The sequence below is a fragment of the Chryseolinea serpens genome (assembly GCF_900129725.1).
Lineage (GTDB): Bacteria > Bacteroidota > Bacteroidia > Cytophagales > Cyclobacteriaceae > Chryseolinea > Chryseolinea serpens.
Map to the genome: position 1 here is coordinate 301,811 of NZ_FQWQ01000005.1, position 21,816 is coordinate 323,626.

A 21,816-nucleotide genomic window follows, 5' to 3' on the forward strand; every position below is an offset into this window, starting at 1 on the left:
TTAGCGATCGTCGCCGTACACGGCCACGGCGGAGTAGATCAGGTTGTTGTTGAAGATGGAGGGTGTTTCGTCCATTTTCGTCACCGCATGAAAACCACTTTGCTCCAGCAAGGGCTGCAGCGACGCGTAACGGATGGGGTAGGGCACCCAGGCATTGGCCCGGTCGGTGTCGTACTCCACCACGATCAGTCTGCTGCCGGAGGTAAAGTGCTTCTTCAGTTGTCGCAGGAACACGATCTTGTTGGATACATAATGCAGCGCATTGGCCATGAGCACGCCATTCGCCACAATGGCATCGAGGTCGTAGCTGACAAAATCCTTTTGTAATTTCTTTAAGGTGATTACCGCGTTGCCAAGCGTCAGGCTTCTCAGGGCGGTGGGATCTTTGTCGATGGCATAGACTGTGCTGTGGGGCGGGAGCAGCGCCGCGAGGGCGTTGGTGAAGAGGCCTTTCCCTGCACCAAGGTCCATCCAAGTCTGGCTGTTGGAAGACGGAGGTATTCCTTTTTCAATCAACCGGATGGCTAGAGACAGTTCCACGGGGAGTGTTTGGATACTTAAGTTTCGTTTTTTTGGCGGTGGCGTCAAAGTAAAACCGTCGAAATTTAAACGATGAACGAAAGTTATAAGTATTTACCCAGGTTAAAATAAAAAACGTGATAAGTTTTGGCTTATCACGTTTTGACACGCGTGCGATGTGCGTCTAAAATTTCAGATTGGCAAAGCGGCCAAAAGAGTTGGATCCGACCCATAACCCTATTTTCCCGTCGTGATGGGCATTCAACTTGTTTACCACCAGGGCTGGCGTTGGATTGTGGTTGACAAATACCCGGATGGCGTCGCCCTTCACCTCGATGCGGGCGTGGAACCATTTGTCGGGGTTGGGCGCGTTCTTTATTTCCTTCTCAAATTCGCCCGTGCGTTTTTCGCGGAGGGTATACCAGTCGTTTTCGGGCATGCTGATGTACTGGACCATGTGGTCGCGGTTTTCTTGTTTGGGGGCCACGAAATTAAACGGACGGAAATAGATGCAATCGTAGGTGCTGTCGTTCTGGGCGTGGAAGGCGATGCCCACAAAACTGGCCCCGGGGTTGTTGGCACCCATGACATCGAATTCGATGACGCCTTCCGTAAACGTCTTGCCTTTCAGCCAGGCGACGCCACTTTTTTGGTTTGGGGTGGTCAGTTGCACGCCGCTAATGCCCTCGCCGGCGTATGGTGCCAGGGTGGCGTTTTTCATGTCATAGTCCTTTTCGGATGTGCTGAGCTTGATAATTTTCCCCTGACCAAACGATGAGACAGCGATCAGCGCTGCGAAGAGACTGGTATAAAACGTCTTGATTTTCATGATGAAATTTTTTTTTTGGTTGAACTTTATCTACCTGTTTTCAGGGATGTGACAAAGGATAGTTAGGGTGCCTTCAGGAAGGGAATGATAAAATCCCGGAGCATCGCCGGATTTTGGATGAGCGACACGTGACCACTGTTGGGCAACATGAGGAGTTGCGCGTTGGGGAGAAGCTTGTACATGGCCACAAACGCCTCGGTGCGCGTGTAGTCATCACGATCGCCGGCCACGATGAGCACCGGGCATTTTATGGTCGCTGCTTTTTGTTCCGACAACCAGACGGGTTCCATCCAGGCATTCTTCAGCATGTCTACCCATTCGGCAAACCGTTGGGGTTCGGGCATGATCTTTTTGCGATCTTTCAAAAATTGGGGAAGGTTTTGCTCCTCGTTCTTACCGGTCATGGTCCAGAGGTATTCTAAAGCCTCGGGGCGTCCGTTGGTGCTATTCAGTGTACCGGCCATGCTCACGAGTTTGATCACCTGCTGAGGATATTCAGCGGCCAGGATGTTGCCCGTGATGGCGCCGTCGCTAAAACCCATGACCAGCGCTTTGTCGATCTTCTCATTTTTCAACACCGTGATCGCGTCCTGTGCAAATAATTTGTAGGTCAGGGGTGTGTGCCCGATCTCTGACCGTCCGTGTCCGCGGGTGGCGACGGCGATGACTTTAAAATTTTTTGTGAGGTCGGGGTAGTACTGTTCGTATTCGCTGATATAGCCGTAGTAGCCGCCGTGCAACAACAAAAGCGGGGGGCCTTCGCCATAGACCTCATAATAGATCCGGGCGTCGCCCGATTGTACATATTTTCCGGTCTTGGGATTGTCGCCATAGGGAATGTTCTGACCTTGGATGGACGTTACGCATCCCAAGAGGATGAGCAGGCAAGCGGTGAGTTTCATGCAATGGTTTTTTTAGGTTGATGTTAGAACGCAATATTCCAGGTTTGGTGTGGAGGATTCGGGATCAATTTGCGATCTTTTCGCAGTCAATCCGCGTTCATTAAAAAAAAACACCAGATGCCCGCTTCCGAAAAAGACTATATTGTTCTCTACCGGACACTCGTCGAAAAAAAACTGATGCTGGGCAACGGCGATGGCAAAGTGAAGCAGCGCGACCTGGAATACCTGGCCGATCACATCGAACAAAAATCAAAAGTGCGCCTCAGTATCTCCACGCTGAAACGCGTGTGGAAAGACGACTTCGCCCAGGAGCCCCATCCCACCACCTTGGATGCCCTGGCGAGCGCCTTGGATTTTGCCGACTGGCCGTCGTTCAAAAAAGCAAATGCGGCAACCCTCGTTGATGCGCTCCCCTCCGAGCCACTCGCAGCGAAACAAAAAATGAGCATGCGGTTCTACGTGGCGCTCGGCCTGGCCATTGTTGCTGCCGGTGTGATCGCGATCCTTGGATTTGGGCTGGGAAAAAAGAAATTAAAATTGCCGGCGGTCATTCCTTTTCGGGCCGACAAGACCGTGACGCAAGGCGTGCCCAACACGGTCATCTTCAACTATGACGTGAGCAACATCGAAGCCGACAGTTTTTTTATACAGAAATCGTGGAACCCTCGCGACAAAACACCGATCGATCCAACGAAAAATCATTTTACGGCCATCTACTATACGCCCGGGTTTCATCATGCCCGGCTCATGGTAGGCGATTCGGTAGTGGCCACCGAGCGGGTGCACATCAAGAGCGACGGGTGGTTTGCCGCCTTGCGCTACGACCCCTTGGATACGCACCCGGTGTACCTGGACCGCCGCCGTTTGAAGCACGACGGCCTGTTGCAGACCACGGAGGGTGATCTGAAGGCGGCTGGAATCGACGTTCAGAAAAATTTCATTTACCGGTATTATAACAGCCGCGATTTTGAAAATGTGACCAGCAACAACTTTGTGCTGGAAACCCGCCTGCGGAGTGACAGCCTGTTGAGCCAGGCTTGCCCGAATGCGGAGATCATGATCGTGTGCGAAGAAGGAATTTGTTTCATACCCATCACCATAAAGGGATGCGTGAGCAACCTCGGTGTGGGGATGGGAGAGGTTTATAAGGGAGGCAACGACCATGATCTTTCCGCGATGGGAACGAATTTGCTGAAGGAGTGGCAGACGTTGCGGATCGAAAATCACAACCGGAACGCTACCATTTTTTTGAATGACGTGGCGGTGGAACATATAAAGTATAAGCAGGACTATGGGAAGATTGTCGGGCTCACGTTCACCTTCAATACGCCCGCCGCAGTAGATTTCGTGCGTTTGAAGAATGAAACGGGCACCATCGTCTATGCGGACGAATTTGACCAATAAAATTATTTTTTTGCAAATCTGTCACCTTTTGGAAAAAGCCGGTAGCTATCTAAACTACCGCGCCCATGATCCGAAACTACATCCTCGTCACGCTGCGTAGCCTGCGCAAAAACAAGGTCTATGCCGCCATCAACATTGCAGGCCTCTCCATGGGCCTGACCAGCACCATCCTCATCCTGTTGTGGGTTTACGACGAAACGTCATACGACCGCTTTCATCCCAAGGCAGACCGCATCTACCAGGTGATGGCCAACGTGAACTACGATGGCACCCTCCACACCTGGGGCGCCGCGCCGGCTGCCGCTTACGAAGGCATTAAGACTTCCGACCCGCGCGTGGCAAACACCGCGCTCGCCGACTGGGGTTCGGATCACCTGCTGAGTGTGGGCGAAAAATCCATCCGCAAGCAAGGCCGCCATGTGACGCCCGAATTCCTGAAGATGTTTGAATTCCCCTTGTTGAAGGGCAACCGCGACAAAGTTTTGCTGGACGAAGGCTCGCTCGTGATCTCGGAGGCAGTGGCCAAGGCGCTCTTTGGCGATGCGGATCCCATCAATCAATTGGTGTTGGTGGACAATAAATATCAGCAAAAAGTGACCGGCGTGATGAATAATATCCCGGTAAATTCCTCCCTTCAATTCGACTGCCTGTTGCCCTGGAGATTGTATGAGAACCATTCACCCGACAGGAGCAACGTGCGCAGCAATTGGGGTAATTATTCGTATCCAGTATATGTAGAGTTGCGCGATCCTGAGTCTCGTGCAGATGTGGAGCAAGTGATCGGCGACCTGGGCGACCGGAATCTGAAGAGTGACGTGAAGCACACGTTCTTTTTATTTCCCCTGTTGGAGTGGAGGTTGTACGACCACTTTGAGAATGGCAAAACAGCCGGTGGGCGGATAGAGTATGTTCAAATGTTTTCGCTGATCGCGATCTTCATCCTGGTGATTGCCTGTATTAATTTTATGAATCTGGCCACGGCCCGGTCCGAGCGCCGTGCACGCGAAGTGGGCATTCGAAAAAGTGTGGGTTCGCGACGACATGACCTGGTGTTCCAGTTTTTGGCCGAGTCGTTTGCCATTGCCCTGATCGCTTTTGTGATCTCGGTGTTGCTGGCCGAACTGCTGTTGCCGGCCTACAACGCGCTGGTGCAAAAAGAGCTGTCGATCCCTTATGGTCAAGCGTCGTTTTGGATCTTTGCGGGCACGATCACTTTTTTCACGGGCATCGTCGCCGGAAGTTACCCCGCTTTTTATCTCTCTTCGTTTCAACCGGCCATGGTGTTGAAAGGCAAGGCGCAGATCGGCAAAAGCAGCGGCACACCGCGCAAAGTGTTGGTGACACTGCAATTTGGGTTCTCCATTTTGCTGATCCTGGGAACGCTGGTGGTGTACCGGCAAATCCAACACGTGAAGGGACGCGACATTGGATATGATCGCGAGAGCCTCGTCACCTTCCAGGTGAATGCCGACCTGGCGAAAAGCTATCAGCCGTTCAAACAGGCGCTCCTGCAATCGGGCGTGGTGGCGAGTGTGACCCGATCCAATTTTCCGATCACCAATCCCAATAGCTGGAGTTTTCTGGGCTGGCCCGGACAGTCTGCCGACCAAAAACTTATTTTCTGCGACCTCGCCACTGAATACGATTTCACAAAAACTATGGGCATCAACGTACTCATGGGCCGCGATTTCTCGGAAGACTTTCCCGGGGATACGGCATCGATCGTTATCAACCGGGCAGCGCTGGAGGCGATGGGGCTAAAAGATCCCATCGGACAGGAACTCGACCTGGGTCAGGGTCGCAAACGCAAATTGATTGGCGTTGTGGAGAACACGGTGATGGGCTCGGCCTACGAAACGGTTGGCCCGATGTTCGTTGAATTTATACCGACCTGGTTCAACGTCATCACCGTGCGGCTCGACAAAACGAAAGACATAGAAGCCTCCTTAAAAAGTGTTGAGGCCGTCTTCAAAAATTATAGCCCCGCCTATCCGTTCGAGTTCAAATTTGTGGATGCCGAATTTCAAAAGAAATTTACCGACATCACCCTCACCGGCAAGCTCGCAAACCTGTTTGCCCTGCTGGCCCTCGCCGTGACCGGCCTGGGACTTTTCGGACTGGCCTCTTTCATTGCCGAGCAGCGCACCAAAGAGATCGGCATTCGCAAAGTGTTGGGCGCCTCCGTGTCGAGCATTGTGGCTTTGCTATCGAAAGATTTTTCAAAGCTGGTCCTTCTTGCGTTTGCGCTATCCTGTCCCTTTGCCTGGTGGATGCTCAATGAATTCTTGCAACGGTATTCCTATCACATCGACATCCCCCTTTGGATCTTCCCGCTCACGGGAGCAGCAGCCCTTCTCTTTGCCCTCGCCATCGTAGGCACCCAGGCCCTGTTCTCCGCCCAAGCCAACCCAGCGAAGACGCTGAATGAAAATTGACAGGAAAATCGAAGCGATACCCAGCGAAGTTTGTTGGTGAAGAACACCAACAACGGCGAAGGAGAGAAGGTGTAAGCAAAGTTATTGTTCGAAACACAATGTGCTATGTGATATCTTGAATAACCCCGGACTTTAGTCCGGGGGTACAGACACCTATTTACGACGGGCTTTAGCCCTGACTTTCCCCCTCTATGATGTATCGTCCGCCCAATCATCGGCGTTGTCAGGGCTAAAGCCCGTGATTGGCCGTGGCTTGTGTGCCCCGGACTAAAGTCCGGGGTTATTTATTTGTGCTCTTCTCTTCGAAAGAGGTGTGCATAGACTAGACCTTTAGGCTGAGGTTAGCGCACTATTCTCACAAAGGGCTTTAGCCCTGACCAAGGTGGGGATCGATTCTATGAGCCGGGACTTCTTTGAATGCGTGATCAGTGTAGCGAAACGAGAGAAGAAGAGTTTCTGACCTGGCTCGGACTATGGCCGAATCTCTTCTTATACTCATAAGAGAAACTCCCGGTATTATTATAACCCACGAACTGCGCCACTTCCGAAATTGTCATCTGGTGTTCGCTCAAAAGGTGTTGCGCCTTTTGCATTCTGAGCTGCAGAATGTGCCCGAAGACCGTCGTATTGAAGAAATGCCTGTAGCCTTTCTTAAGCTTAAATTCATTGAGTCCAAACGCATAGGTCAGCTCCTTCAGCGTTAACGGCTCCAGATACGAGCGCTCGATATATTCCTTTACGGCGAGCATTTTTTCCTTGTCTTCCCTTCTCCAGGATTCCTTTCCGGATGCCGTTTGCAGGGCATGCAGGTGTTCCATTTGTAAAACAAACAGCTCCAGCATTTTGCTCTCCAGGAAAATATAGCGTGTAGGTCCTTGAAATTGACAATGCCGTATCGACTGAATCACTTCTGCGATTTGACTGTCCCAGCCCACCGGGTGATTAGCCGCCAGGAAGTTTTCTTTTTTGTAAAGGTTTTTGCTTAACGCCTCGAGCGACCCATTCTCATGGCACTGCAAGAGACCATTCAGATAAGGAAGGTCATAGGTTATGGTGAGCGCATGAAAATTTCCCGTATGGATAATGTGATTGCCCGCAAACTGGGTGCTGTATTGCAGGTTGTGATGTTGACTATTGAAATAGACCGGGTCCTTCAAATAGGGAAAGTGTGACTCTACATCGCCGTTTAAAATAAACACCGACTCGGCAGCTTCTTTCGGTTCGGTGTCCAAGAGCTGAAAAGGATTATTGGCTTGCAGGCAAAACTCAGTGAGCACCATGCCGGGTGTTGCCACGGCGTGTACTTTCCCGGAAGCCAGCCCCGGTTCTTTAAACGAGCTCAAGGTCTCGGAGTATCTTTCACTGGCATGAAGTATGGCCACTTCTGCGGTGTCGAAGTAGTTGTTCCAGTTGGCGGTGTCGATTTTATCCATTTTTCCTAAATCAAAATCCGTTTATCCTAACGCGGGCAGGGCGGGCATCAAAGACCTTTGATGAAATTTTAAAATCATATGAAAGACTTGATCGTTCCTGCAGGCAACCCTCTAAAAAAAGCCGAAATGCTTCTAAAAACGGAAAAATGGAAGTTTTTGTTGTCCCTGCTATTTTACCCGGTGGGTATTGTCAGAATCTGGCGCGTAAAGGGCTGGGTGGTGGCAAAGTTGTTCTACGCCATTTTTGGATTTGTCTTGTTTTTGGTCTCGGCGGCCTATTTGGCCATTGTGCTCTTTGCAGCTTTTCTCCCGCCTTTGGATAACAGTGTAGGGACCAACCTGGAACGGACGATCTACAACACGGAAGGCAACTATTCGGCGACGTTCGTAAAAACCGGAGGCGAAACGAATGGCGCTTATGAATTGGTACAGGTTGAGCTCGAACCGCGGGGTGGCAATGAATGGCACTATCACAAAACCTTTACGGAAGAGTTTACGGTCGTGGAGGGCCAGGTTAAGATTGGACACAACGGAAGCGAGATCGTGATCGACAAAGGGCAATCGGCCCGAGCCACGCGTGAGGACATGCATTTTTTCCAGAACACAAGAGACGAAAAGTCGGTGTTGCTGGTGAAGATCACCCCTGCTTCCGGTCTCGAAAAAACACTCCGGGTCGCCTATGGCCTGATCAACGACGGCCTCCTCAAAAACGACATGACCAAAAATCCCTGGCACATGGCATTACTCTTAGGCTACAGCGAAACATATCTTCAAGGATTGCCGGGATGGTTTCAGGAACCACTGATCAATGCCTTCGCAAAAATCGCGCAATGGAGAGGCGAGGACCGGGAGCTCTATAAGTACTTCAAGTAGAACGACGGGCGAAGCGTGCAGTGGTACAAGCCAAAGAGCATTGTGCAGCTGAGTTGTGCCAACTATAACAGAATTTAATAACCCCAGCCTTTAGGCTGGGGTTAGTGCATCACCACAACAAAGGGCATTAGCCCAGATCAAGCATGAGATTTCTCAGACGATAGCAGTCTCATCTATTGTGTAAGATCAATCCTTCGAAAAATAAAACCGCACCTCCATCTCTCCCGACACTTCCCGCTGGTGCGTCACATACCCTTCTTCGTTGTAAACATATTCATAGTGCGTTGCCCCTTCCGAACCATTCTCATTCTTTATTCGCCACGTAGCCGGATTATTTTGAAAGAGCACATGATAGGGGTGATAAAAATTCAAGAACAACGCCGCCGAATTTTTCTTGTCGTCAAAACTCTCATACGTCGTCGTGGAGCGGCGGACAAAATCCAACACATCGCGTTGATATTCGTAATACTCCATCTTCACAGCATTCCCCCGACCATCATATTCATATCCCCGCTTGATCGCCGGCGTGAATCCCGCTTCCGGCGAACCCTGCAGGGTGATCCAGGTCTTCACCCAGCCTTGGTCGTCATAGTCGAAGAAATGCATTTGGGTTATTTGGTCGTTGGTGTATTCCAGTGTCTCGGTCAGCCGCGATTCTTTGTAGATGAACTCATACATTTCTGTGTGATCCTCGCGAATGATCTTCGCGATCTGCTCATGGTCATAACGAATGGAGTACACCGTTTCCGTCGAGTCGCCCTGGTCGATCAGGCCTTGTCGTATGGTGCCGATCTGTCCGCTGTCGTTATAGCCCAGGACACGATAGGAGCGTTCTCCATAGGACATCCTCTCCGCGCGTGACTTTTTTTCCGGCGACGGTGTGGCATCATGATCTTCGCATTGTGTGAAGAGACCGGTGAGTAGAATAAAGAGGGGGATTATTTTTTTCATGCTGAACAATAGACCCGGTAAAACGACGATTCGTTGGAAGCCCCGTTTTAAAAAATAGCCTACAACGAACGTCGCTTGTTCACTTGCTCCGCCAAGGCTTTCGGCGCAACATTGGCATAGGATGTATACAGCGCATCCTTAAACATTGTCTTGCGAACTTTATTGAGCTCGATGGCCGTCCACCCCTGCTTGCCCCACGCACCGGGCACGGGATAGATGACGGCGGGATCATACTTCGAGAAAACGGATTGGTCGACAGCCGACAGCTTGACAACGGCTTTTTTCTTAGCCGTATCCAACGTAGCAAAGATCTTTTTCTTTACCCGGAACGAAGCTTTTTCAAAGTGTGGCTGTTGCTCGGCTTCGGGCAGGGCCAGGGCCCAGGTCTCTACTTCTTGCAGGGTTACCATGGTTCAATATAACGGGAACCGCGGAAAAGGCGCAGGGTTGGGATGTTAATTTTTTGTAAAACGAGTTTGCCACCCTGGAACGGTTCTGAAATAGTCTTAACTTCCTGTAACCATTCTTTTCCTGTAGAGTATTCCCGCCATAACCCTAGCCATATGATCAAAAATTATCTTTCCGTTGCCTTGCGAAACATCCGGCACAGCCCGCTGTACGCTTTCATCAATATTTTCAGTCTCGCCATCGGCCTGGCTGCATGCATGGTCATCTATCTTTTTATCAAGGATGAAAAAAGCTTCGACGCCTTTCACGCCCAGAAGGACGTGATCTACCGGCTGGATGAAGTGCAGAATTTCAGCGGCACCAACCTGCAAAAGGTAGCGCTTTCCATGCCGGGCATGGGGCCAAGCATGGTAGCCGATTTTCCGGAGATCAAAAATTTCACACGCTTCTATGATCAGGGTAGTACCGTGTTCAAAAAGGGTGAGATCCAATTGCTGGTGAAGGATGTGCGTGCCGTAGACAGTACGTTCCTCGATATTTTTGACTACGCCCTGCTGGCCGGCGACCGGGCCACGGCGCTGGATGATCCGCACTCCCTTTTGTTGACGGAAGAGACTGCGCTCAAATTTTTCCCGTCGCTGGAGAGTGCCATGGGCAACACCGTTACCCTGAGCGAGGAGGAGTTCAAGGTTACGGGCATACTAAAAAACGTTCCTGAAAACTCTCACCTCCGGTTCGATGCACTCATCTCGACTACTTTCTATCTCAGCAAAGATCGCAAGTTCAATAATCAGTGGGGGTCCAATTACCTCAACACGTATCTTGTGCTGGAGCCCCAGGCAAACATCAAAGCCCTGGAAGCCAAGTTCCCGGACTTCCTGATTCGCCACATGGACAAAGATGCCATCAAAGCTTACACGCTCTTTCTCCAACGCCTGGAAGATGTTCACCTGGCTTCTACTGATATCGAGCATGACTATAACAACTACCGGAAATTCAACGGCAAATATCTCGATGTGTTCTTTGTCATCGGGCTGTTCATCCTGCTCATCGCGGGTGTAAATTTTATGAACCTCACCACGGCGCGCGCTTCGCATCGCTGGAAAGAGATCGGTGTTCGCAAAACGGTGGGGGCGAAAAAATTTCAGCTCTTTTCGCAGTTCATCTTCGAATCGGTTTTGCTGGCGATGGTGGCATTGGTGCTGGCGCTGATGCTCAACTTCTTGTTTGTTCCGATACTGAACGATTTGATCGGCCGTCAACTTAGCTTGTGGTCATTGTTCGGAGAAGAGATGGAGGTCGTGGTGTTGTTCGCCATCACCCTGGGGCTGGGACTGCTCACCGGCATCTACCCGGCATTCTACATGACATCCTTCAGTCTCTCCCGCGTGTTGAAGGGCGGTGGCAAAGTCGATGGCAAATCCGTTTTTAGAAGCGGCCTGGTGGTGGTGCAGTTTGGATTGGCCCTGTCCATGATCGTAAGCACACTGGTCGTGCTCCAGCAGTTGTATTTCATGAAGAACAAAGACATTGGATTCGACAAAGATCAGATGATGTTGGTGAGCATGAACAAAGAGGTGAATGAAAAATTCGAGACACTAAGAACAGAACTGCAAAAGAATTCTTCCATACTCGGGGTCACAGCGTCCGGCCAACGGTTGGGTAATAATTTTCACCAATGGGGCTTTAAAGTAAAAGCCGACACTGGCATCGTGGACATCACGCCCTCCAATGTCAACGTCGATTATGAGTATTTGAAAGTATATGGTATCAAACTGAAAGAAGGCCGGGACTTTTCCAAGGAAATTGCAGGCGATGCGGGTAAGGCGTTTGTCATCAACGAGTCGTTGGCGAAGGAGTTGAATCTAAAAGAAGCCGTGGGCACGCCGGCGGGCCACGGATGGTATCACAACGATTCGCTGGGCACCATCATTGGCGTGGTGGAGGATTTTAATTTCAACTCCCTTCACCATAAGGTGAACACGCTTTCCATGGTCGTACACCCCGGGTGGGGCTACAGCGAAATGACGATCAAAGTCAGTGGCGCAAACATAGAACAAACGGTCGCCCTGGTAAAAAATCTGTGGGACAAACAGATCACCAGCTTTCCCTTTGAATACACGTTCCTGGACGAGCACTTTGCCAACCTCTACCGCTCCGATCAGCAAATGAGTTCTGTCGTAGCCATCATGGCGTCGTTGGCGATCTTGATTTCGTGTATGGGGCTGTTCGGATTGGCGGCGATCACCACCGAAAAGAAAACAAAAGAGATCGGCATCCGGAAGGTGCTGGGAGCCACCGAAACACAGATCACCATGCTGTTGTCGAAGAATTTTACAGTGCTGGTGGTGGTGTCGTTCATTGTGGCCAGTCCGCTGACGTACTGGTTGTTGTATGGATGGTTGCAAAATTTTGCCTACCGTATCAGCATTAATCCGCTCATATTCTTACTGGGCGGGATGATCGCGCTGGTCATCGCGTTGGTCACCATCAGTTATCACACGCTGCGGTCGGCGCGTGCCAATCCGGTGAAGTCGCTGCGATATGAATAGTTCTTTCTGAAAATATACAGCGCTAGGGTTAGCAATGTAGCGGGGCCGGTGGATGTAGCATTCGCCGGCCTTTTTTTTACCTAGCGACTCAGTTGTTAGATATATTTTGTTTCTCTACTTTTACAACCGCTCAGTTAGTGGCAATGCGATAAGAATGATTCCCCATCTAAAAATCTACGCAATCGAGATCCTACCGTCATCGTTCTGGCCCGTTCGTCCGAAAAATTGACGTGTGGAATTGCCCTTCCCAGAGTTTAAGGCCCGGCTTACCAGGCGGAAAATGGCGTGTTATCAATCTGTTTAGTTAGCGTTATGATCGTAAAACACCAATAAAACACTTTTACTTACTACTTAAATAATTCACCATCTAAATGTTATCTCCACTATGAAAAAAAATTATCTGATCCTTATTTTGTTATTGGTTGCCAGCAACAGCATTGCGCAATGGTTGCCTTCGGGAGCAACGACCGGCAATATTTACTATGGGAACGGCAATGTGGGAATAGGCACCACCTCCACAACCGTCAACGCGAAGGTCGAAATCGTAAGCGACAATTCGATGTTGCGGCTGAGAGGAACGCAGTTTTCTACAAACACTCCTTTGGATATCCTTAACCTGGGTCTAACGGGTTCTGGTGCAAACAATCTTACCTTCAGAGTGGGCTTTCCCTATGCAGGCGGTGTGAACGCCGGTGGGAGATTGGATTTGATAAAACTTTTGAATGGGAACACGATTTTTGCCACCAGCGAGAGTGGGACGCAATTGGGAAATGTTGGGATCGGGACAACAACTCCGTTGTCGTTATTCTCTCTCGTCAAAGCACAGCTGGGGACAAACACAGATGGATTGGATGGATCGATGTTGTATTTAAATAACGGGCCAACGCCTGATGGGAGTATTATTGTTAAATCCCATGTTTTGCCAAATCAGGTTATTGGAGCCCTTAAATTTCATGTCAGTCCGGATAACCTAAACTATAGCCAGGCGGCCATCAAAGCAATAGCCGGAACAGGATCAGTTGCCAGCATCCTTGCTTTTTATACATCTACCAACAATACTCAACATGCTGGCAATGAGGTGATGAGAATTCAAAATAGCTCTGTTGGCATTGGCACAACAAATCCGGATGCCATGCTCGCGGTCAAAGGGACAATCCATGCGCAAGAAGTCAAAGTGGATTTAAGCGTGCCGGGACCTGATTATGTTTTTGAACGCACTTATGATCTTTTTTCTTTGGAAAACCTTAAAACATATATAACCGAGAACAAGCACTTGCCGGAAATACCTTCAGCAAATCAGATGAAGGAGGCCGGAATAGATCTTGGCGATATGAACATGTTACTTTTAAAGAAAATAGAAGAGCTGACATTATACAGTATTCAGCAAAATGAATTGGTGAAAGATCAACAGAAATTGTTGAGCGAGCAGAAATCGAAATTGGACCAATTGGAAGCTGCCGTAGCGGAGATCAAAAAATCCTTGAAGTAAATCAGGTCTGAGCTAATAAATAATGAGGGCGCCATAGACAAGGCGCCTTCTTTATTTGTAAAATATTTAAAAAGGGAAACAAGCCACGCCATATGATCTTAGACATAACCCCTAATTTGCCAGGCCAGTGAACAAGAGAATGATGTATCTTTGTCTCCCGCATGACCCACCCTGCACATCAGCCTAATCCATCGGCCGAAACCATTCGCGCCATCGAAAGCGAGATTGCTGCCCTGGAGGCGGAGCTTGGTGGCATCGAGGCGCGCATCAATGCCTTTGAGACCCAGGTCCGCGTCGCACTACAGCCTCAAATCGCGAGACTGAGGGATTTGACCACGCTGTATAAGCGTCTGAGGAATGAGAAAAAGGAGAAGCGACGCGAGCAAAAGAAGAAAGGGAAAAACTATAAAGAACCAAAGGGCCTGAAGAAAACCGGTCCTGCAAAAAAAATGCTCCCTTCCGACAAAAGAGCAGAGGAAGAATTAAAGCGGCTGTACAAAGAAGCCGTCGTACGCGTCCACCCCGACAAATTTGTAAATGGCGACCCCGCGCTCTCGGAACGCGCCACCACCATGACCGCCCAGCTAAATTCCTTGTACGATGCCGGCGACTTGCAGGAATTGAGCGCACTCCATCAGCACATCCTCAGCGGCAACGCCATGAGCCACGTGCCGTATCAACCCCAGACCTTGGCCGATCCCCAGGCCATGGTGGCCTATCTTCAGAAAAAGCGCGACGAAATGATGCAGTCCCTGCACGCGCTAAAGGCCAGCGAGTGGTACGGGATCATAAATACGCATCCTGAACCAACGGCCTTCATCGATACGCTCAGGCCCCAGTTTGAAGAACGCATCCAGGTCCTGACAAAAAGAACGCGGAAGGCGTAAACACATTTCGGTGTGATCGCGGGATTTCTATCTTTGCACCCACATTCAGTAAACTCCATCATGGCAACCACCAAACTTACCATAAACAGCAACGGCTCCGTAAAAGTAGAAGGCGACTTTGAAATTGTTGACGTCCAGGGCAATGCCTATGGCCTTCAAGGTCGCACCGTCGTATCGCTTTGCCGTTGCGGCCGTTCGGCCAACAAACCTTTTTGCGATGGTTCACACAAAGGACACTTCGAACACGATGCGAAGGCGTTCGAGCTTCCTCCCAAAAAAGTCTAGTACCTTTAGATCAGAGTGACGCCCGCAGTGTAATGCTGAAGGGGATCTCAACATGCGCCTTGGAATTTTCCAGGATCAGCTGCGCCGCGCGTTCGCCCATTTGTTGAAAGTCGGTAGAGATGGTGGTGATGCCATTGAGGATGAATTTCTTCAAAGGGATTTCGTTGTACGAGATCACCCCCACATCTTCGCCGACGGTGAGCTTCATGGCCAGTATTTTTTCGATCAGGATCACCAGGTCCTTCTCCATCAGGTTGATGTATACTTCCCCCTTGCCGATGGGTTCTTCTTCAATGTTGTGCACCACTTTGCTGGCAAAAGCATATTGATGACAGAAACGACGAAAACCTTTCAGGATCTCCTCCGGATGATAGGTGTATTCAGGAAAAATAATTTTGATCGTGTGATATTTGCTAAGCCGTTCTAACGCATTTTCCAGCGCCTGGTAAATGTCCTTTTCAAAATTTTCATACACCGCTCCAAATTCATCCTTCACGCCGGGCACCAGTTTATCTAACAAGATCAATTTTTCCTTTGGAATGGAGTTGATGATCTCGTATGCATTTTCGTTGCCTTCCAGAAAATGGGCGATGATGACATAGTAGGCATAATCGTCTTTTTTATTGGCGAGCAATTTTTTAAACAACGCAAAGTCATTGTTGTAGATATAGAAATCGATCGTCGCCAGGTCGCCGAGGGTAGAGGCGAAGGCGTCGTAGATGATCTTCTTGTGTTCGCTCAGCTTGTTGAAGAGCAGAAAGATTTTTTTTGTATTGCCCACGTCTGTGCTTTTGATGAAATAACCTTTGCCGGGAACGGAACCCAGCACACCGATGGTCTTCAGGTAGCGGTAGCTTTTCTCGGCTGTGTCGCGCGAGATCTCCAGTTCGAAGCTGAGGTCATTGATAGAGGGGAGGATATCGTTTTTTTTGATGAAGTCGTCCTGGATGGCTTTCAGGATCGAGTTGGCCAATTGGATATACTTCGGTGTGGAAGAATACTCGTCGATGATAACATGGCTGTAAAAAGAAGGCGCTTTCATGTTTAATTAGGAAACAGGGTTGCTAAAAAGTCGAGAATAAATCTTTAAATTAAAAATACAAGGTAACAATAGAACAACATAATTTCGTCATGATGGTGCAGGACAGTAAAGCGGGTGCGCGCGGGTATTTTGGCGTGAATTTTACGTTCAGTCGGCGCCGGGGCAATATGAGCCTTCCGAGCAGGAAGGAACGCATGATCGTTGTTAAAAGAGTGATCTTAAAAAATATTTCAAACCTTACAGAGCATGGCTTTAGAAAAAAGTAAAAACGCGGCGTTGACATCCGGGAGCTTCAAGCATGTCAGTTATTTGTGGGATGAAGAAAAAGCGAAGTCGCTGGCCGGCGATGAAGTGGGCTTGCTCATCTATCGTTCAAACTTGTTGGGTGCCGATCTCCGGCTCACCAACTATGGCGGGGGCAACACCTCCTGCAAGGCCACGGCCAAAGACCCGCTCACCGGGAAAGAAACGGAAGTGATGTGGGTAAAAGGATCCGGGGGCGACATCGGCACCTTGAAACGAAGCGGTTTGGCCGCGCTCTATGTCGACCGCCTGCGCAGCCTCACCAATGTCTACCGCGGCATCCGCTATGAAGACGAAATGGTGGAGTTGTTCAACCACTGCATCTACGACCTGGCCTCCAAAGCGCCTTCCATCGATACACCCCTCCATGGGTTCCTCCCCTTCAAACACATCGACCACCTGCACCCCGACGCCGCCATCGCCATCGCCGCGGCCAGAGACGGCAAACGCATCACCCAGGAATTGTTCAGCGGCACCATTGGCTGGGTGGAGTGGCAACGCCCCGGCTTTGACCTGGGGCTGAAATTGCGACAGTGCCTGGACGAAAACCCGGGGATCCGCGGCATCATGCTGGGTTCGCATGGTCTTTTCACGTGGGGAGACACCGCCTATGAAAGCTATGTCAACACCCTGGAGGTCGTGGAACGCTGTGCCGAATACCTGGAAGAAAACTACGGCAAGAAACGCCCCGTCTTTGGCGGCCCCCGGCTCAAAAGCCTGGCCCCGGACGCACGCCGGCAACAAGCATCCACCCTGGCCCCGCTGCTGCGCGGTTTCTGCTCCAGCCACACCCGCATGATCGGCCATTTCACCGACGACGACCGGGTGCTGGAATTTATCAACAGCAACGACCTACCCAAACTGGCGCCCATGGGCACCAGCTGCCCCGACCACTTTCTCCGCACCAAGATCAGCCCCCTGGTGCTGGAACTGAAACCGGACGAGTCGCTGACCGGCGTGAAGGAACTAAAGGAAAAGCTGGCGCCCGCGTTCGAAAAATACCGCGAGCTCTATAAAGTTTACTATGAGACCTGCAAACATCCCAACAGCCCTGCCATGCGCGACCCCAACCCGGTGGTCATTCTCTACCCCGGCGTGGGCATGTTCACGTTTGCCAAAGACAAACAAACCGCCCGCGTAGCCGCCGAATTCTATATCAACGCCATCAGCGTGATGAAGGGCGCGGAGGCCGTTTCCGAATACACCTCGCTGCCACGCCAGGAAGCTTTCAACATAGAATACTGGTTGCTGGAAGAAGCCAAGTTGCAACGAATGCCCAAACCCAAAGCATTGTCGGGCCGCGTGGCGCTGGTCACCGGCAGCGCGGGAGGCATTGGCAAAGCCATCGCCAAAAAATTTGCCGACGAAGGTGCCTGTGTCATCATCAGCGACAATGACCCCGACCGATTGAAATCCGCCGAGGAAGAATTTACAAAGCAATACGGCAAAGACGCGTTTGCTCCCACGCTTCTGGACGTCACCAACGCAGCACAATTGGAGAAATCGATGCACACCGCCGCGCTTGCCTTTGGTGGGGTGGATATTATTGTGAACAACGCCGGTCTCTCCATTTCCAAACCGCTGGAAGAACACACGGAAAAAGATTGGGATTTGTTATACGACGTCTTGGTGAAAGGACAATTCCTCGTCACCCAAGCCGGCGTGAACGTGATGCGCAAACAGGGCTTGGGCGGCGATGTACTGAACATTGTCAGCAAGAACGCGCTGGTGTCGGGCCCGAACAATGCGGGCTACGGTTCGGCGAAAGCCGCGCAACTGCACCTGAGTCGGTTGAATGCCGCCGAATTGGGGGCCGACAAAATTCGCGTCAACGTGATCAACCCCGATGCGGTCATTGCCGACAGCAAGATCTGGGCAGGTGCCTGGGCGGAAGGTCGCGCGAAAGCCTATGGCGTGAAGGTGGAGGAGCTCCCCGCATTCTACGCCAAGCGCACCCTGTTGAACGAAATCATATTGCCCGAAGACATTGCCAACGCGTGCTTTGCCTTTGTGGGGGGCTTGCTCAATAAATCCACCGGCAACGCCCTCAACGTCGATGGTGGCGTGGCCGCAGGATTCATGCGATAACAAGAAAGAATATTTTATTTTCCTAACGGTGAAAAGAAATGCAACTGGAAAAATATAAGATCGATCAACACAACGAGACCTTAAGCGCGGCACACAAAAGAAAATTCGCAGCGCTCACGGCCGACCTGCCCCATGCCGAAACCATTGTGAAGAAGCTGGCCGATTTCCAGGTGGCCATACCGAGCTGGGCCTTGGGTACGGGTGGCACTCGCTTTGCCAGATTTGCTGGTGGTGGCGAACCGCGAAGTCTCGAAGAAAAAATTGAAGACATCGGCCTGCTCCATCAGTTGAATCGCTCTAGTGGCGCGATCTCGCTGCACATTCCCTGGGATATACCAAAGAACGGCGCGGCTATCAAAGCGCTGGCTGCACAACACGGCATCCGTTTCGATGCCATGAACTCCAACACCTTCCAGGACCAACCCGGACAAAAGCTGAGTTATAAATTTGGCTCCATGCAGCACGTCGACAAAGCGGTGCGCCGCCAGGCGGTGGAACACAACCTGGAAGTGATCGAACACGGCGTCGCGCTGGGTTCGCAGTCGCTAACGGTATGGCTGTCGGACGGATCGTGTTTCCCAGGCCAGCTCAATTTCAGGAAGGCCTTTCAGAATACCCTGGAAAGTTTGCAAGAAGTGTATGCCGCGTTGCCGGCCACCTGGAAAATGTTTGTCGAGTATAAAGCATTCGAACCCAATTTCTATTCGACCACGGTCGGCGATTGGGGGCAATCTTTACTTTACGCCACCAAGCTGGGTCCCAAAGCATACACGCTCGTAGACCTGGGGCATCACCTGCCCAACGCCAACATCGAACAGATCGTCGCCTTGTTGCTCATGGAGGGCAAACTCGGGGGCTTCCATTTTAACGACTCCAAATACGGCGACGACGATCTCACCGTGGGCAGCATTAAACCGTATCAACTGTTCCTCATCTTCAACGAACTGGTCGAGGGCATGGACGCCCGCGGCATGGATCACACGACCGATCTGGGTTGGATGATCGATGCTTCCCACAATGTGAAAGACCCCCTGGAAGATCTGCTGCAGTCGGTGGAGGCCATCCTGATCACCTACGCGCAGGCCCTGCTGGTGGATCGCGCCGCCTTGCAATCGGCCCAACAAAATAACGACGTGGTGCGCGCCCAGGAGATTTTACAAAATGCATTCCGCACCGACGTCAGGCCTTTGGTAGCCGAAGCCCGGCTGCGAACCGGTGGAGCGCTCGACCCGATCCAGCTTTTCCGCGACCAGCAAGTGCGCGAACAGCTCGTGAAACAACGCGGCCTCAAAACCATTGCCACCGGACTTTGATGCACGCCCTGCCCGTCATTTTGATCTTCGATATTGGCAAGACCAATAAAAAGATATTGTTGTTTGACGAGTCGTATACCTTGGTGGAAGAAGAAACCACACACTTGCCCGAGACCACAGACGAAGACGGCATGCTCTGCGAAGACGTGCAGGGTCTCACCCAATGGATGCGCGACGCCTGGCAAAAAGTGATACACGACAAACGCTACGACGTTCGGGCCATCAACATTTCGGGCTATGGTGCGAGCTTTGTTTACCTCGATGAAAGCCTCGAGCCGTTTTTACCTCTGTACAACTATCTGAAAGCCTATCCACCGGCACTGCAGGAGCGCTTTTACAAAACCTATGGAGGAGAGACCTCCTTTTCCGCGCGAACGGCGTCGCCTGTGTTGGGCAGCCTGAACTCCGGCATGCAGCTCTATCGCCTCAAGGAAGAGCGGCCAGCCCAGTTCAAAGCCCTGAAGTATGCTTTACATCTCCCGCAATACCTCAGCTTTATCCTCACGCGCGAACCAAGTTCGGAGATCACCAGCATCGGCTGCCACACCAACCTGTGGGACTTTGAGCAGAACCGCTATCACGAATGGGTAACCCGCGAAGGCATCGACCTGAAATTTCCTCCGTTGAAAAAAAGCACCGACGTGGTCATGGTCCGCAGCAACGAAAAGACCATTCCCGTCGGCATCGGTCTCCACGACAGCTCTGCAGCCCTCATCCCGTATCTCAAAAACTTTCACGAGCCCTTCATCCTGTTGTCCACCGGCACGTGGTGCATCAGCCTGAACCCTTTCAACAACACCCCGCTCACGACCGACGAGCTGCAACACGATGGTTTATGCTACCTGACCTACCAAGGCCAGCCCGTGAAAGCCTCGCGTTTGTTTGCCGGGTATGAGCACGAGCAAGAGATTAAGCGGTTGTCTGACCACTACGGTGAACCGATTGAGCAGATCACAGCGGTGGCGCATGACCCGGAGATTATCGACCGGCTAAAAAAGAGGGGATGGGAGGAGCGATGCCTGCGCGACACATTGCAACATTCCGTCTTCGGAGAAACCGATCTGAAAGACTTTGGGAACAGCGCCGTGGCCTATCATGCCCTGATCATGAACATCGTGGCGCGCCAGCGGATGTCGACCCGGATCGTGATGCAGGGAACGGATGTGAAGCGCATTTTTGTCGATGGCGGCTTTAGCAAAAACAGTATTTATATGCACCTGTTGGCGACCCTGTTTCCGGGGGTGGAGGTCTTTGCCGCGTCTGTGCCGCAAGCCACCGCGTTGGGCGCCGCCCTGATCCTGCATGCCCGATGGAATCAGAAACCCTTGCCCGCCAACCTCATCGGATTGAGGCATTATGCCGTAAATCCCCGGTAATTTCCCTTCAGCGAAGTCTTTTCCCACATGCTGGAAATCCGAAAAAAAATAATAAATTTCTATTCACAATAATCCCTACCCCAAACCTTTATAGATAGAAGGTTGTTTTCTAAGGGCACGGGAAAGACCCCGTCTAAGGTAGTTGGCGTATCGCGAATTGAATCCTTTTGAACCCAAAATGAACCATGCCATGTTGCTCCTGCGTGTAATTGTTCTTGTATTGATGCTTTCGATGATGTCTTGCCACGGCGGTTTGATCCCCTGCCCCCGGGTGAAGACAGCGAAGCTCCAAAAGCATTACCGGCCTTCAGCGCAATATCTCTCCGCCAAGGCCGAACGCGAGGCGGATGCCGATCTGCAGCGTCAGCGCATGCGCGACCCCAACGTAAAATACATCCAGGATGTCTCTGTAGAAGATTGGGATTGTCCCCATCCCGGCGCCAAGCGCTACAAGCCCCGGGCCGTGAAAGAGAACATCAAGAAGAATCTGAAGAAGATCAATTCCGATTCACAAAATACCCTCAAGGCCGATTCTGTCTCATCGCGCTAGTCCGCGGCTCCTTCCAGTAATGCTGCAAATCTATCAACATTGAGTAGCCCAGGCTTTAGGCTTGGTCTGTCCACACATTATTGTGATTAATTTTTCTTTGAAAGGGTTGAATGCAGTCAGGGCTAAAGCCCGGATGATGGAGGTGTGCTTGTCCCTGGCCTAAAGGCCAGGGTTATT

Annotated in this window: 18 protein-coding genes; 11 read left to right on the forward strand and 7 right to left on the reverse strand. The window is 51.0% G+C overall.

All coding sequences use genetic code 11. From position 1 onward, the window contains the following. The 3 genes from BUB30_RS29320 to BUB30_RS29330 form a co-directional block, all read right to left on the reverse strand. The gene (locus BUB30_RS29320; protein ID WP_143165133.1) at nt 1-540 is read right to left on the reverse strand and encodes a methyltransferase; all 540 of its coding nucleotides are present in this window, start codon (nt 538-540) and stop codon (nt 1-3) included. A gap of 163 nt (nt 541-703) precedes the next feature. After that, entirely contained in the window at nt 704-1,348 is a 645-nt protein-coding gene (locus BUB30_RS29325; RefSeq protein ID WP_073141782.1) for a 3-keto-alpha-glucoside-1,2-lyase-like domain-containing protein, read from the reverse strand. 62 nt (nt 1,349-1,410) lie between these two features. After that, nucleotides 1,411-2,250, reverse strand: coding sequence for an alpha/beta fold hydrolase (locus tag BUB30_RS29330; protein WP_073141784.1), 840 nt, complete (start codon nt 2,248-2,250; stop codon nt 1,411-1,413). Nucleotides 2,251-2,367: 117 nt separating this feature from the next. Between BUB30_RS29330 and BUB30_RS29335 the strand changes: the two genes are divergently transcribed. Together BUB30_RS29335 and BUB30_RS29340 are read left to right on the forward strand one after the other, a co-directional pair. Beyond that, nucleotides 2,368-3,654, forward strand: a complete 1,287-nt coding sequence (locus tag BUB30_RS29335; protein ID WP_143165134.1) for a hypothetical protein — start codon at nt 2,368-2,370, stop codon at nt 3,652-3,654. A gap of 65 nt (nt 3,655-3,719) precedes the next feature. Beyond that, nucleotides 3,720-6,089: an ABC transporter permease gene (locus BUB30_RS29340; RefSeq protein ID WP_073141787.1), complete on the forward strand. Its 2,370-nt coding sequence runs from the start codon at nt 3,720-3,722 to the stop codon at nt 6,087-6,089. A 425-nt stretch (nt 6,090-6,514) separates the two neighbouring features. Here BUB30_RS29340 and BUB30_RS29345 read toward each other — a convergent pair whose 3' ends face one another. Further along, complete coding sequence (locus BUB30_RS29345) at nt 6,515-7,522, reverse strand: helix-turn-helix transcriptional regulator (RefSeq protein ID WP_073141789.1); 1,008 nt, start codon at nt 7,520-7,522, stop codon at nt 6,515-6,517. Between the two features lie 78 nt (nt 7,523-7,600). Between BUB30_RS29345 and BUB30_RS29350 the strand changes: the two genes are divergently transcribed. After that, entirely contained in the window at nt 7,601-8,395 is a 795-nt protein-coding gene (locus BUB30_RS29350; RefSeq protein WP_084138460.1) for a cupin domain-containing protein, read from the forward strand. Between the two features lie 186 nt (nt 8,396-8,581). Here BUB30_RS29350 and BUB30_RS29355 read toward each other — a convergent pair whose 3' ends face one another. Together BUB30_RS29355 and BUB30_RS29360 are read right to left on the reverse strand one after the other, a co-directional pair. Further along, nucleotides 8,582-9,346: a hypothetical protein gene (locus BUB30_RS29355; RefSeq protein WP_073141791.1), complete on the reverse strand. Its 765-nt coding sequence runs from the start codon at nt 9,344-9,346 to the stop codon at nt 8,582-8,584. A gap of 59 nt (nt 9,347-9,405) precedes the next feature. Beyond that, nucleotides 9,406-9,756 (reverse strand): MmcQ/YjbR family DNA-binding protein, encoded by a 351-nt coding sequence (locus BUB30_RS29360; RefSeq protein WP_073141793.1) that lies wholly within the window; start codon nt 9,754-9,756, stop codon nt 9,406-9,408. A 153-nt stretch (nt 9,757-9,909) separates the two neighbouring features. On the opposite strand from BUB30_RS29360, the gene BUB30_RS29365 reads away from it, so the two are divergent. From BUB30_RS29365 to BUB30_RS29380, 4 genes are all read left to right on the forward strand, one after another. After that, nucleotides 9,910-12,306, forward strand: a complete 2,397-nt coding sequence (locus tag BUB30_RS29365; RefSeq protein ID WP_073141795.1) for an ABC transporter permease — start codon at nt 9,910-9,912, stop codon at nt 12,304-12,306. A 385-nt stretch (nt 12,307-12,691) separates the two neighbouring features. Beyond that, nucleotides 12,692-13,795: a hypothetical protein gene (locus BUB30_RS29370; protein ID WP_073141797.1), complete on the forward strand. Its 1,104-nt coding sequence runs from the start codon at nt 12,692-12,694 to the stop codon at nt 13,793-13,795. A gap of 161 nt (nt 13,796-13,956) precedes the next feature. Continuing rightward, complete coding sequence (locus tag BUB30_RS29375) at nt 13,957-14,682, forward strand: hypothetical protein (RefSeq protein WP_073141798.1); 726 nt, start codon at nt 13,957-13,959, stop codon at nt 14,680-14,682. 60 nt (nt 14,683-14,742) lie between these two features. Further along, nucleotides 14,743-14,967, forward strand: a complete 225-nt coding sequence (locus BUB30_RS29380; protein WP_073141800.1) for a CDGSH iron-sulfur domain-containing protein — start codon at nt 14,743-14,745, stop codon at nt 14,965-14,967. Nucleotides 14,968-14,977: 10 nt separating this feature from the next. Here the strand turns inward: BUB30_RS29380 and BUB30_RS29385 are convergent, their stop codons facing one another. After that, a complete protein-coding gene (locus tag BUB30_RS29385) occupies nt 14,978-16,009 on the reverse strand; it encodes a GntR family transcriptional regulator (protein WP_073141801.1) in 1,032 nt (343 codons plus the stop codon). 246 nt (nt 16,010-16,255) lie between these two features. On the opposite strand from BUB30_RS29385, the gene BUB30_RS29390 reads away from it, so the two are divergent. The 4 genes from BUB30_RS29390 to BUB30_RS29405 all read left to right on the forward strand — a co-directional run bounded on the left by BUB30_RS29390 (nt 16,256) and on the right by BUB30_RS29405 (nt 21,639). Next, nucleotides 16,256-18,400, forward strand: coding sequence for a bifunctional aldolase/short-chain dehydrogenase (locus BUB30_RS29390; protein WP_073141804.1), 2,145 nt, complete (start codon nt 16,256-16,258; stop codon nt 18,398-18,400). Between the two features lie 38 nt (nt 18,401-18,438). Beyond that, complete coding sequence (locus BUB30_RS29395; RefSeq protein WP_073141806.1) at nt 18,439-19,713, forward strand: sugar isomerase; 1,275 nt, start codon at nt 18,439-18,441, stop codon at nt 19,711-19,713. Continuing rightward, nucleotides 19,713-21,089 carry an FGGY-family carbohydrate kinase gene (locus BUB30_RS29400; protein WP_073141808.1) on the forward strand — a complete coding sequence of 459 codons (1,377 nt, stop codon included), beginning with the start codon at nt 19,713-19,715 and terminating at the stop codon, nt 21,087-21,089. The genes BUB30_RS29395 and BUB30_RS29400 overlap by 1 nt, the downstream gene beginning before the upstream one ends. Nucleotides 21,090-21,267: 178 nt before the next feature. Then, a complete protein-coding gene (locus BUB30_RS29405) occupies nt 21,268-21,639 on the forward strand; it encodes a hypothetical protein (protein ID WP_143165135.1) in 372 nt (123 codons plus the stop codon). Nucleotides 21,640-21,816: the final 177 nt, after the last annotated feature.

Bases quoted from the DNA above. Each gene is read 5' to 3' on its own strand.
- BUB30_RS29325 (WP_073141782.1), bottom strand. From the start codon at position 1,348: ATGAAAATCAAGACGTTTTATACCAGTCTCTTCGCAGCGCTGATCGCT.
- BUB30_RS29330 (WP_073141784.1), bottom strand. From the start codon at position 2,250: ATGAAACTCACCGCTTGCCTGCTCATCCTCTTGGGATGCGTAACGTCC.
- BUB30_RS29335 (WP_143165134.1), top strand. From the start codon at position 2,368: ATGCCCGCTTCCGAAAAAGACTATATTGTTCTCTACCGGACACTCGTC.
- BUB30_RS29340 (WP_073141787.1), top strand. From the start codon at position 3,720: ATGATCCGAAACTACATCCTCGTCACGCTGCGTAGCCTGCGCAAAAAC.
- BUB30_RS29345 (WP_073141789.1), bottom strand. From the start codon at position 7,522: ATGGATAAAATCGACACCGCCAACTGGAACAACTACTTCGACACCGCA.
- BUB30_RS29350 (WP_084138460.1), top strand. From the start codon at position 7,601: ATGAAAGACTTGATCGTTCCTGCAGGCAACCCTCTAAAAAAAGCCGAA.
- BUB30_RS29355 (WP_073141791.1), bottom strand. From the start codon at position 9,346: ATGAAAAAAATAATCCCCCTCTTTATTCTACTCACCGGTCTCTTCACA.
- BUB30_RS29360 (WP_073141793.1), bottom strand. From the start codon at position 9,756: ATGGTAACCCTGCAAGAAGTAGAGACCTGGGCCCTGGCCCTGCCCGAA.
- BUB30_RS29365 (WP_073141795.1), top strand. From the start codon at position 9,910: ATGATCAAAAATTATCTTTCCGTTGCCTTGCGAAACATCCGGCACAGC.
- BUB30_RS29370 (WP_073141797.1), top strand. From the start codon at position 12,692: ATGAAAAAAAATTATCTGATCCTTATTTTGTTATTGGTTGCCAGCAAC.
- BUB30_RS29375 (WP_073141798.1), top strand. From the start codon at position 13,957: ATGACCCACCCTGCACATCAGCCTAATCCATCGGCCGAAACCATTCGC.
- BUB30_RS29380 (WP_073141800.1), top strand. From the start codon at position 14,743: ATGGCAACCACCAAACTTACCATAAACAGCAACGGCTCCGTAAAAGTA.
- BUB30_RS29385 (WP_073141801.1), bottom strand. From the start codon at position 16,009: ATGAAAGCGCCTTCTTTTTACAGCCATGTTATCATCGACGAGTATTCT.
- BUB30_RS29390 (WP_073141804.1), top strand. From the start codon at position 16,256: ATGGCTTTAGAAAAAAGTAAAAACGCGGCGTTGACATCCGGGAGCTTC.
- BUB30_RS29395 (WP_073141806.1), top strand. From the start codon at position 18,439: ATGCAACTGGAAAAATATAAGATCGATCAACACAACGAGACCTTAAGC.
- BUB30_RS29400 (WP_073141808.1), top strand. From the start codon at position 19,713: ATGCACGCCCTGCCCGTCATTTTGATCTTCGATATTGGCAAGACCAAT.
- BUB30_RS29405 (WP_143165135.1), top strand. From the start codon at position 21,268: ATGAACCATGCCATGTTGCTCCTGCGTGTAATTGTTCTTGTATTGATG.